Origin of the sequence: Desulforapulum autotrophicum HRM2 (assembly GCF_000020365.1) — a bacterium.
In the GTDB taxonomy this organism is placed as follows: Bacteria; Desulfobacterota; Desulfobacteria; order Desulfobacterales; family Desulfobacteraceae; genus Desulforapulum; species Desulforapulum autotrophicum.
The window spans coordinates 442,953-454,747 of record NC_012108.1; the positions used below are offsets into that span (position 1 = coordinate 442,953).

Genomic DNA, 11,795 nt, shown 5'->3' on the forward strand with positions numbered 1-11,795 from the left:
GATAAATTTGATCCCCTTCACTGATCTGGTCTCTTCCACAGCTTTGACTGAGGCCGCGGCAGCCTTCAGCAATTAAGTTCACTGCCTATATCCTCAAAAGCATCCAATGGTAATCAACAGGATATCCTGGGGTACGCGGATGAAACGATGCCTTGGGGTGGAGGTCCCAACTGAACAAGGATCTTTGGCAGAAGATTTCAAAGAAATCTGGGAATGGAATGACAAATCTCCTTGCCCAAAATCGATTTAACCCCAAGGGTTTTAATCAATCGGCTGATGTCCGTGACTTCGTTCTGACCGCTTCAATGACCTCCATTCCCTGGAGATGTGAAACCGAATATATGTCGACGTTCAACGGTTTTCTTAAAAGGGTTTTGGTTCCCAGCAACACCCCGAACCGATGGGATTTTATGTGACGATCCAGGTCTTCACGGGTTTCCCATTCCTCAATCAGACAAAAACAGTTTTTGTCATGGAGATCACAAAAAACAGAATAGCTTTTACAGCCGGTTTCACTGCCCACGAATTTGATGAGCGAAAGCAGGGTTTGCTTAAGTTCCAGCTGCTTGTCTTCAAGTGCATTCAGGATAATTCTGACAATGATCATTGGGTCTCTTTTTCTTTACCTTAAGGGTCTTTGAAGTCTTTATTTCTCTTTTAGTCTCGCAATCATTATGCCAGAATTTTGATTCGAAGATTTTTTTTGCTTATCCATTTGATTTTACAGGGATTAACAATATAAAAAGGATGATTTGGTCAGGGATATACAGGATATAAAAAGAGTCTTATTTGGCCAATAGGTCATATATGACGTTTTAAGGAGCCAAGATCATATGACACCTGAAGGGTGCTCCCGGAGGAGTGGTTGTTGGCTGGATATCGGCGGGGGAGTTATGGTCTTTTGATATTAAGCTTTCGCATGCGTGCACGCAGGGTACTGCGGTTGAGACCGAGAATCTCGGCTGCGCTGTTTTTACCGCTGACTTTCCAATGGGTCTGCTCCAGCATACGGACAATATAATCGCGCTCGACTGTTTCCAATGTTTGCTGGCTTTTAGTTAAGTATGCAAAGGGCTTGTTCAGGTCATCGGCAAGGTGTAATTTGGGTCCCGATGAGTTGATCACGGCGCGTTCAAGAACATTCTCCAACTCTCTCACATTCCCGGGCCAATGATAATTCTGTAAGGTGTTCATCATGCTTTTTGGAATAATGCCTGTGACCTTGCCCATTCGTTTGGAGATTTTCTTAACATAAAAATCCACCAGCAGTGTAATATCTTCTATTCGGTCCCTCAGGGGCGGCATGGTTATGGGAAAAACATTGAGTCTGTACCAGAGATCACTCCGAAAACGTCCTTGACGGACTTCTTGTTCAAGATTTCGGTTTGTAGCGGCAATAATCCTTGCATTCACCTTGATGGTACGGGAACTGCCCAGGCGCTCAAATTCTCCGTCCTGGATCACGCGCAGCAGTTTTGACTGCAATTCCAGAGGCAACTCACCAATTTCATCCAGAAAAAGTGTAGCTTCATCGGCAACCTCAAACCGTCCCAGTTGCCTGGTATTGGACCCTGTGAACGCTCCTTTTTCATGGCCGAACAATTCGTTTTCAATGAGATTTGACGGTAATGCCGCACAGTTGACTTTTACCAGAGCCCGTTTTTTTCGCTTACTGAATCCATGAACGGCCCGGGCCACCAGTTCCTTGCCGGTCCCGGTTTCGCCCAGAATCAGAACCGTGGTGTCGCTTGCGGCGATCTGCTCCACTTTATACAGCACATATTTCAATGCATCGCTTTTCCCAATGATGTTCTCATGGTTATGTTCCAGCTTGATTTCTTCTTTCAGATAAGCCTTTTCCTCCTCCAACTGTTCTTTCAGCCTTTTTATTTCAGAAAGGGCGGTTTCCGCGGTCTGTTTCCTTTTTTCAGCCTCCTGCCTTGCGGTGACCAGTTCGGCAGTCCGGGTTTCAACAACTTTCTCCAGATGTCGTTTGTAATATTCGCGCTCGGTCACATCTTCAATGGCCAGAAGGATCAATGGTGCATGGTTTGGCTCCCGATAAATTCTTCGGGCGTTCAGATGCATGATTTTGGTGCCGATGTTTTTAAACGTATGCTCTACTTCAAAATCATTGTATACGGTATTTTCCGGCAGGGACTGTTCGAGCAGTTCTTTGAGTTTCGGGATATTCCACTGTCCATTGCCAAGATCAAATATTAATGTCCCCACTGTCTCTTGGGGGTTAACGCAGAATATTTTATAGAAAGACGGATTGGCATCCATCACCCTCAGGTTGGAATCAAGTACCAGAAGCGGTTCACGAATTGAACCCAGGATACTGTTGAAAATGTTCAAAAACGATTTCTGCACGAATAAAAACCTTTTTCTAAAACAAAAACGTGGGGCTGCAAAAGAGTTGACTCAATCGAGGAACAACCACTTAAAAGTCTATTATGATAGATTGATCGTTGTTTTTTGTCAAAGGATGGTTTGAAAATTATTTGACGTAAAGGGGGATGGATCTTACACGATCACCAAGGAAATAGCTCGAAAGGCTTTCAACCGACAACTAACGTACCGAACCGGTGGCAGATTGTATTTTCACGGGGGGCAATCAACCCCCAATTGGTCCACGGGATACATCAAGACAGTCAAGGTCGGCGAGCTTGTCTTTTACAAGCCCTACGGCGGCCCAGCAAAATAGGCTGTGGGTTTGGGTTAAAGGCTTTCTTTACAAAAAATGTTTAATATAATAGGGTTTTGCATTGTTGTTCGTTGAATAACGGTAAAATCTGGTATGTGGTTCAGGGGCTCAGAAACAAATAATTCTACAATTCTTCACCATATCTGTGGAATTATTTTGATCATGGGCCTTATCTCTGAGCCTTTTTATTAACTTAAAATAAAGGAGTCGGCTTGATTTTTAATAAGCATCAGCAGGATATCGCAGAAAAAATGGATTTAAACGTATCAAAATCAAATTGGAAGGATTGGAAATGGCAAATAAAGCACTGTGTTAAATCGATTGATCTTCTGGAATCGCTCCTGGAGATAAAGCTTCCATTTGAACAACGGGTTTTATTAAAAAAAACAATGGACAAATTCCCCATGTCCATAACGCCATACTACTTATCCCTCATAAATACGGACGATTTAGAACATGATCCCATTTTTAGACAGTCTGTCGCCTCTGTTCGTGAGCTTGAATTTTCAAACGACGACATGAAAGACCCTTTGCACGAAGACAAGGACAGTCCCGTGCCAGGCATTACCCACCGATATCCAGACCGTGTTTTGTTTCTGGTCAGCAACAGGTGTGCAATGTATTGTCGACACTGCACCAGAAAAAGAAAGGTTGGCGATGTTGATAGTATTCCCGGTAAACAAGAGATCCTGGCGGGAATTGACTATATTCGAAACAATCCGGAAATAAGAGATGTTTTATTGAGTGGCGGCGACCCCCTTCTCCTGTCAACCAGCTATCTTGATTGGATATTGACTGAACTTGAAAAAATTGAGCATGTGGAAGTCATTAGAATCGGAACCAGAACCCCGGTTGTTTTACCCTATCGAATTACCGATGCAATGACCAATATGCTTAAACGACACCATCCCATATGGATAAACACCCATTTTAACCACCCAAGGGAAGTAACGGCATCCGCCAGGGACGCCCTTACAAAACTTGCCAACGCAGGCATACCCCTTGGTAACCAAACGGTTCTGCTTGCCGGTGTCAACGATTGTCCAAGGATAATGCGTTCACTGGTCCATAAACTTGTGCTCAACAGAGTCAGACCCTACTATCTATACCAGTGCGATCTTTCAGAAGGATTGACCCATTTCAGGACCCCAGTAGGTAAAGGTATCGAGATAATAGAGAGTCTCATCGGTCATACCAGTGGTTTTTGTGTACCCACCTATGTTATTGACGCACCAGGTGGGGGAGGAAAAATTCCTGTAATGCCAAACTATCTTATTTCCTGGTCCACCAATAAGGTGATTCTCAGAAACTATGAAGGCGTCATCACAACCTATAAAGAACCCCTTTCCTATGAGCAAACCTTTTGTGACCGAAATTGTGATGAATGCAACCTGCAACTGCCATTGGAGGATGCAGCAGAGTATCGGGCAGTAGGAATCGAAAAATTGCTGGCAGATTACGACAACACCATAGCCATTGTTCCGGAAAATAACGACAGAACTGAACGGCGTAAAGCTAGCTGATTAACAAAAACTGATCTGCATATTCGGCGCCTTAGGCCCATGATCGGAATAAAATCTTCCAAAACATGGCGTAGGATTTTAAGTCGTATTCAAGGCGCGTTAATGGGAGCATATTAAAATATGTGCCCATTAAGGCAACGAAGAAGACGGCTTAAAAGACACACCATGTGGGAGGTTTTATTTTGATCATGGGCCTTACATATCCGGCCAAAGGGCGCTTGCAACTTTTAGGTTAAAATTTTCAGTAAATCTGTCATTGGGATTAACGGTGGTTTTTATTGCCGCCACTGCCGCGACTGTCGTCATCGCTTGAACTGTTTTTTTCGAGGTAGTCATCGGCTGTGCTTTGTCGGCTGACCCGGCCGCCTTTGTTTGATTGGCCGTCCCTCTTGTCATTATTGCTCCGGTTGTAGACCTTGTCGAGGCCCTCTTGTTGCTGTTGTTTTACCTGTTGTTGCTTTTGCCTTTCTGGCGTGGTCCGTTGCTGCTCGTTTACCTGTTGCTGCCTTTGTCTTTCCGGCTTGGTCCGTTGCTGCTCGTTTACCCGTTGCTGCTTTTGTCTTTCCGGTTTGGCCTGTTGACGTTGTTCTACCTGTTGCTGCTTTTGCCTTTCTGGCGTGGTCCGTTGCTGGATCTGCCTGTCCTGTTTGGTCTTTGACCGGTCGTCACCGCGCCGATCAAGATTTCTGGTCCTGGGGTCAATAACATCACGGGACCTGCCCTTGAAATTTCGGAAACGGTTGGGGTCTTGGCCGTATTTTTTTGCGGTAAACTTGTCACGGTAGGTTACGCCTCTCCGGTGAGTGGGAGCGTGCTGCCAGCGGCCGGGACTTGCTCCCCACCGGTTGTTCCTGACAAATCTTGGTCGTTTATGCGCATCAATATAAATATAGCGGTGGTTCCAGTCAAAATAGCTCCAGGAGCCAAAGGCGGCACCAAAATAAAAGCCGGGCCAGTATGAAATGCCGATACCGATGCTTATTCCCGGGGGGCCCCAGTAATGGGGCCGATAGGCGGGGTACGGCCACGGGCCGTAGACATAGAAGGGGTCATAGTATGGCACATGGATGATCCTGGAATCTGCCGGGGTGATAATGATCGTTTCTTTTTCGACAATGACCTTCTGCCTGTCATTGGTGGTGAGGTTGCCTTGGTCATAGGCCTCATTCCGCAGTTCCTGAACCATGTCCATAACCTCATCCTCCTGGGCAAGAAAGGCGTTGCCGAGGTTGGTGGTCTCAGTGATTCGCTCGCTCATCAGGTCAAAAACTGATGGGAAGTGACAGACCGCCTTGATGCTGGGGTCCCAGTCCTTGTCTAAAAGGGCTTTATCAAGGGCTTCTCCCTTTAGTTCTGGATTCTTTCTGATCCAGCGGTTGGCTTCAATTACTTCAATGGGATAGGTCGATGCCATCAGGATCTGGGACAGGAGCGCATCGGGATACAGGGCGATGGGGGCCAGCATCTGTGCAATTTCCTCCTGGCTATATCTTTCAGACGAGTCTGGATAGTCGTTGTCCTGGGCGTGAACCTGCCCCAGGGGCAAGACCAAACAGAAAATAAGGGAAAAGAGGGTGAACAATCCGAGGACTGGATGATAAATGGTTGTCGCCTTCATTACTACCTCCTCAAAAGCCAGGGTCTACGGCATGATTTTGCTCCTGGTAACGGCAGTGATATCGATCAGTACCGCGTTGAAACCCCGGCAGATAAATGTGGGTGGAATGCGTTCCACTCTATTATACAAAAAATAATATAAGCACAAAATGTTTCCAAAGCAATACGAACACAGTTCTTAGTGAAAGGCTGACTGATAGATTCTAATATCCAGGTACTGAACATGGCAGGGTTCAGGGAAAGTATAATGGCCCCCATAATCTGAACCCGTTGATAGGGGTCAGTAGGGCTGTTGGGTTGCAAGTTCATTTTTAAATCATATATTGTGTAAATAGTTTATAAACGGAAAAAATTGTAAAAACCCACGAGAGCACGGGAGAAGGAATAGAGAATCTTTTTGATGAAGTAAGTTTTTAAAAACTAGTTATAAATCCTTTCCAGGAGGTATTTATGGAAATTGGTGGAACCAATACTGGTGCATCGACATATGCCATGAAGAAGGCTATGGAAATGCCAAATCTTTTGATAAACCTTGTTCAACAAACCGCTGAATCAGGAAATCAGGTCCTTGGCAGAGAGGCTACTAAAACAGATCAGACAGCTGGTCTTGATGCAACCACCGGCAAAGGGAAACTTATTGATACCGTGGCCTGACAAATCCTGAGCAACTTTAATTCTACTAAATCCACCTGTTCAATATAGCTTTCGTCCAGACTATTCCAGGCGATTCAAAGGACCGGAAGATTTTTGTCCTAATGTCAATCTGCCGGTTGGCTGTCTATTGGGTTAAATCATTCAATGAAATTGACAAAAAAAAGTATAAGTGTTAATTTTTTGTAACCATAAAAGGATTGAATCATGCAAAATTCAATAGAAATAAAGCACCTTACCCAGAGAAGAGAAACTCAGGATGGTGGATGCCTTGTGGGCGGATTTATTATCAGAGGAAGAACTGCTCGAATCTCCGACCTGGCATAAAAAGGCCCTTCAGAAAACAGAAAATCGTCTTGCAGAAGGTAAAGAGAGAATTGTGGATTGGCATACTGCCAAAAAAGAACTACGGAAACACTTTGAATGAAAATTGAGATTCTTTCTTCAGCCATGTCAGACCTGGCAGAAGGCAGAACGTTATAGGAGAAACAAAGCGAAAGACTGGGAGAATACTTTAAGATTCCCATACGACGTATACTACAAACTAAGAGAAAAATCCGTCGCACTGTATGGCGGGTGCTCGATTTAAGACGAGATCCACAGAGAATCAAAGGGTCTTTACAAAATTTATAAATTTATAGTGTATCGGATGAATGACTGATGACAGATACAATAGCCTGAAAAAAAAATACGATGAGCTTCTTGAGGAGAATGAGTACCTCAGAGCGAAAATTCGGAAATTAGAATCTCACCCAAATCCCGCCAGCTACATAAAAACAAGCCCTGTTCAAAGCACGCAATCAGAGCAGCAAAATGGCTTTCACCCTGAACTGAATTCTGTTGACATCTTAATAAATAATGCAGCTGATGATACCAGCCTTATTAACAATTTTTCATCCATCAATGAAAAAATTATTCTGTTCATGTCATTGTTCAAAGGACGAAATGATGTATACGCAAAAAAATGGCAGAATAAAAAGGGGTTTTCAGGGTATAGCCCCAATTGCATGAATGAATGGATGCCTGGTATTTGTAATAAGCCTCGAACAAAGTGTTCCAGTTGTAATCAACAAAGATATTTTCCTTTAGATAAAACTGCCGTTGAAAAACATCTCAGAGGCGAAATGATTATTGGAATATATCCAATGGATCTTGATGATACGTGCCATTTCTTAGCCATTGATTTTGATAAGGATGGCTGGCAGAAAGATATCTCGGTATTACAGGAGACATGCTCACACTTTGATCTTCCAATAGCTATAGAGCGGTCCCAATCCGGTAATGGTTGCCATGCCTGGTTCTTTTTTGAGGATAAAGTCCCGGCTGCACTTGCACGAAAATTTGGGTCGTCACTCCTGACCTACTCTATGAATAAACGGCATGAAATTTCATTTGCTTCTTATGATAGATTGTTTCCCAATCAGGATACCATGCCAAAGGGAGGATTTGGTAATCTGATAGCATTACCGCTTCAGAAAAAAGTCAGGGATAATGGAAATTCAGTTTTCATTGACGGAGATTTTGTGTCTTATCCGGATCAATGGCGTTTTCTTTCAAATATTGAAAAATTGAATGAGAAACTTTTAGCGACGTTCATTAAAAAGCTGAGTAAAGGAAATGAACTCGGGTTGCTTAAAGATGGAGATTCAAAATTAAAACCATGGGTAAAACAAACGACTGAGCTGAAAAAAGGCGATTTTTCCGGAACGGTGAAGATTGTTAGATCTGGTATGCTTTATATTAAAAAAAACGGATTGAGTCAGAGGGCGTTGAACACGCTCAAGAGATATGCGGCATTCAAAAATCCAGCATTTTACAAAGCTCAGGCCATGAGGATATCAACATATGGCAAGCCGAGAATCATATCCTGTGCTGATGATTTTGAGGATTATCTGGCACTGCCGAGGGGATGCGAAGCTGAGGTCATACAAACCCTTGATGAATTGAAAGTAATTCGAGAAATTGAAGATGACACAACTTCAGGAAAAACTGTCAATGTTGAGTTCAATGGAACGCTTAGGGACGAACAGCAGGAAGCAATTGACGCCTTGTTAGCCCATGACAATGGGGTGCTGTCAGCTGCCACCGCATTTGGGAAAACTGTTATTGGGGCAAAATTGATCAGTATAAGAAAGGTGAATACCCTGGTATTAGTCCACAGGCAACAGCTGCTCTCCCAATGGCGGGAACGTTTGGATCAATTTCTGACTATCAATGAAACCTTGCCAGAGCCGCCGAAGAAAAGGGGACGGAAAAAAGAGCAAAGTTTGATTGGGCATATGGGCGCTGGAAAGGACAGGCTAAGTTCTATTATTGATGTTGCGATTATGCAGTCAATGAATATTGGGGGCAATGTAAAAGAGGCAATAAAGAATTACGGAATGATAATTGTTGATGAGTGTCACCACTTACCGGCGGTCACTTTTGAACAGATCCTTAAACATGCGACAGCTAAATATATCTATGGCCTGACTGCAACACCCTCACGTCCAGATGGTCATCATCCGATTATCTTTTTTTATTGTGGGCCTGTTCGATTTTCTGTTGATGCGAAAAAACAGGCAGAAAAAAGACCATTTGAACATTATTTGATCCCAAGATTTACATCTTTTAGAATCGGGTCGAACAAAGATGATTCAGAACCTACTATTCAGGAGATTAAGTCCCATCTTATATCAGATGAAATAAGAAATCAGCTGATTGTAGATGATGTAGTTGAATGCTATCAAAAGGGGAGAAACATATTGATTTTGACAGGGCGTGTCGCCCACGTCGATGATTTGGGCGAGATGCTCAGGCAAAGGATTTCGAACGTAATATGCCTTAAAGGAGGAATGGGTGTAAAGAAAACCTCCATCGTAATGGAAGAACTGGGTTCTATACCTAATACGGAATCTTTTGTTCTTGTGGCAACAGGCAGCTATATCGGGGAGGGGTTTGACGAGGCCCGCCTTGATACTTTGTTTTTGGCCATGCCGATTGCCTGGAAGGGGACACTTCAGCAATATGCCGGGAGATTACATCGTTTTTCGGAGCATAAAAAAGACGTCCAGATATACGATTACGTTGATATTCATGTAAGAATGCTCGAAAAAATGTATGGAAAAAGACTGAAAGGGTATGCTGCAATCGGCTATAAAGCAAAAGTTGAACTCTTACCGGAAGCCCCGACCAATATCATTTTTAGTAAAGATAATTTTTTCTCCGTTTATCTACAGGATATTGCAATGGCATCAAAACGGTTGTTGATTGTCAGTCCATTTGTTACCAAAAAAAGAATGCTTCAGATGATCGAACATTTTTCCGCTATTCTGAAAAAACGAGTTGAAATCATAATTATTACAAGACCTGCCAGTGATTTTAAAGAAGATAGACGAACATCATTGGAGCAAATATTTAAAGCAGTCGAAGAAACAGGAGTCCGTTTAATATTCAGATCGAGCATTCATCAGAAATTTGCAATTATTGATGATAAAATAACCTGGTACGGCAGCATAAATCTCTTGAGTTTTGGTTATTCAGAAGAAAGCATCATGCGTCTTGAAAGCTGCAGTATTGCATTTGAATTGGCGGATAGTATAAAAAAATGAGGAAGAGAGAAATCCTAAGAAAATAAAAAAACAGCCTATTGTACAAAAAAAGATTGGTTAAATTTCATCCATAGTGTTGGACAATTGAAAAGAGATCATTAACACATAAGCCGCTGTTTTTTTAAAATTTAAAGTTCAAAAAACGATAATGGGGATTAAGTCATTTGACCAGAGCTATAAAACTTAACAAGCTATTCTTCGGATCGGCTTTATTCTTTGATCAGTCAATTTTATTCTTTTCCTGTAAAGTTTTTTAATTGAATATATTGAGAAATCTTTTAAATGTTTTTGGTAGTTTCGAAATGACGATGTTAGTATAATGATTTCCGGTTTTCATCATCTAAAAATTATTTGCGGTTAATGATACTATCAGAATTATTAAGTGTTTAGGGATTTTTGACTAATGCAAGAATGGTTGAGTATTGGACGATCCCAAAAGCGTGTACTGGAAGATGAAGGGACTGGGCTCATATAATTCAAATTCCCCTTTTCATGACGGGCATTTTATGTTTTAAAAACCGTCATGAAAAAATAAGGCTCCTTAAAATGTTCAGACTGTGGTTCATCAAACACGTTGTTATCCAAAGGGTACCGCACTATTCATAATGGTCCCAGCAGCTGTTTATCTGTAACGAATGTAATACCTGTTTTTCGGAAAAAAACTCATGAAGTGCTGTTGGAATGATTGGAGCCCAGTGCCGAAGATGAATTAATGGCCCAGAAATCAGGTTCGACTACCGACTGATGATACCATAAGGGCTCGGTCAACTATATATCAAAATGATTTTTAATGGCTTTACACGATTTTGAAAAAATGACATGTTGCTGTTTATAAAGAAATTATACGGATTCGGATAACAAGCATGATATCCAGACCCGCTCATTATCTTGATTAGCGATTAGGATTTATACATGATTGAAAAAATTGTTGTCGAATGGACCTTTGAGCCTAAGGATTATTTTGAAGATGATATTACAATTGATTTTGGGAATTACAAGATTGATATAGTCCCTGGTGCCGCATCAGCAAGCATACCTCCCCAATATATAGATAATATAGAGGAAATAATTAGTGCACTAAACCAAGATTTAGTATCCCGGTTCTTGGCTGTCCAAGTAATGACTCACCAAAAGTATAGTTTAAGCGAACCCTCAAGGTATGATTTAAAGAAAGATGGTTCAAAAAATATATATCTTCAGGCTCATGATATTGTTTGTGTAGCATCAGTATCAGGAGACATAGTTGTCCGTGATGCAGATGGTAATGTAGTATCCGATACTAAAAAGGAAAGAATTGACAAGAAAAAATGGTTCTCGGAAACATCTGCAAAATTCAGAGCCAAAGATCATACGTTAAATCAAATGTTAAAAAGCTATGGCGCTTCAGTTTCTGACCCAACTAATGAATTAGTTCATCTATATGAGATTCGTGATGCAGCATCGAAAAAGTTTGGGGGAGAAAAAAATGCCAGATCAATGTTGGGTGTAACAAAAAAGGAATGGAGTGATTTTGGTTTAGTCGCAAATAAAAAACCACTGGTGCAAGGTAGACACCGAGGAAACAATGTCGGGGAGTTGCGACAAGCAGAGACCTCTGAGTTGGCAACTGTCAGAAAAATTGCTTCAAAGATAGTTGAAAACTATTTAATTATTTTAGAGAAAAACGATTAGTTTATTAGTCGATAACAACGGCATTAAGGGCTATAG

The 11,795-nt window shown here is 42.0% G+C and carries 8 protein-coding genes; 5 read left to right on the forward strand and 3 right to left on the reverse strand.

Features of this window, described 5'->3' with window-relative positions; translation table 11 throughout:
• Positions 1–265 precede the first annotated feature (265 nt).
• Together HRM2_RS01865 and HRM2_RS01870 are read right to left on the reverse strand one after the other, a co-directional pair.
• Complete coding sequence (locus HRM2_RS01865) at positions 266–607, reverse strand: putative quinol monooxygenase (RefSeq protein ID WP_012662746.1); 342 nt, start codon at positions 605–607, stop codon at positions 266–268.
• Between the two features lie 284 nt (positions 608–891).
• Positions 892–2,373, reverse strand: a complete 1,482-nt coding sequence (locus tag HRM2_RS01870) for a sigma-54 interaction domain-containing protein (protein ID WP_012662747.1) — start codon at positions 2,371–2,373, stop codon at positions 892–894.
• Positions 2,374–2,919: 546 nt separating this feature from the next.
• Between HRM2_RS01870 and kamA the strand changes: the two genes are divergently transcribed.
• Entirely contained in the window at positions 2,920–4,230 is a 1,311-nt protein-coding gene (kamA, locus tag HRM2_RS01880) for a lysine 2,3-aminomutase (RefSeq protein WP_012662748.1), read from the forward strand.
• Between the two features lie 262 nt (positions 4,231–4,492).
• On the opposite strand, the gene HRM2_RS01885 is transcribed toward kamA, so the two are convergent.
• On the reverse strand, positions 4,493–5,848 hold the full coding sequence (locus HRM2_RS01885) for a DUF3300 domain-containing protein (protein ID WP_012662749.1): 1,356 nt from the start codon (positions 5,846–5,848) through the stop codon (positions 4,493–4,495).
• A gap of 449 nt (positions 5,849–6,297) precedes the next feature.
• On the opposite strand from HRM2_RS01885, the gene HRM2_RS01890 reads away from it, so the two are divergent.
• The 4 genes from HRM2_RS01890 to HRM2_RS01905 all read left to right on the forward strand — a co-directional run bounded on the left by HRM2_RS01890 (position 6,298) and on the right by HRM2_RS01905 (position 11,759).
• Positions 6,298–6,501, forward strand: coding sequence for a hypothetical protein (locus HRM2_RS01890; RefSeq protein WP_012662750.1), 204 nt, complete (start codon positions 6,298–6,300; stop codon positions 6,499–6,501).
• 256 nt (positions 6,502–6,757) lie between these two features.
• A complete protein-coding gene (locus tag HRM2_RS01895; RefSeq protein ID WP_202944679.1) occupies positions 6,758–6,925 on the forward strand; it encodes an addiction module protein in 168 nt (55 codons plus the stop codon).
• Positions 6,926–7,151: 226 nt separating this feature from the next.
• Complete coding sequence (locus tag HRM2_RS01900) at positions 7,152–10,088, forward strand: TOTE conflict system archaeo-eukaryotic primase domain-containing protein (protein ID WP_012662752.1); 2,937 nt, start codon at positions 7,152–7,154, stop codon at positions 10,086–10,088.
• Between the two features lie 912 nt (positions 10,089–11,000).
• Complete coding sequence (locus HRM2_RS01905; protein WP_012662753.1) at positions 11,001–11,759, forward strand: hypothetical protein; 759 nt, start codon at positions 11,001–11,003, stop codon at positions 11,757–11,759.
• Positions 11,760–11,795: the final 36 nt, after the last annotated feature.

What these genes read in the sequence shown, in the direction of transcription:
- HRM2_RS01865 (WP_012662746.1), bottom strand. Translation starts at nt 607, where the DNA reads ATGATCATTGTCAGAATTATCCTGAATGCACTTGAAGACAAGCAGCTG.
- HRM2_RS01885 (WP_012662749.1), bottom strand. Translation starts at nt 5,848, where the DNA reads ATGAAGGCGACAACCATTTATCATCCAGTCCTCGGATTGTTCACCCTC.
- HRM2_RS01890 (WP_012662750.1), top strand. Translation starts at nt 6,298, where the DNA reads ATGGAAATTGGTGGAACCAATACTGGTGCATCGACATATGCCATGAAG.
- HRM2_RS01895 (WP_202944679.1), top strand. Translation starts at nt 6,758, where the DNA reads ATGGTGGATGCCTTGTGGGCGGATTTATTATCAGAGGAAGAACTGCTC.
- HRM2_RS01900 (WP_012662752.1), top strand. Translation starts at nt 7,152, where the DNA reads ATGACTGATGACAGATACAATAGCCTGAAAAAAAAATACGATGAGCTT.
- HRM2_RS01905 (WP_012662753.1), top strand. Translation starts at nt 11,001, where the DNA reads ATGATTGAAAAAATTGTTGTCGAATGGACCTTTGAGCCTAAGGATTAT.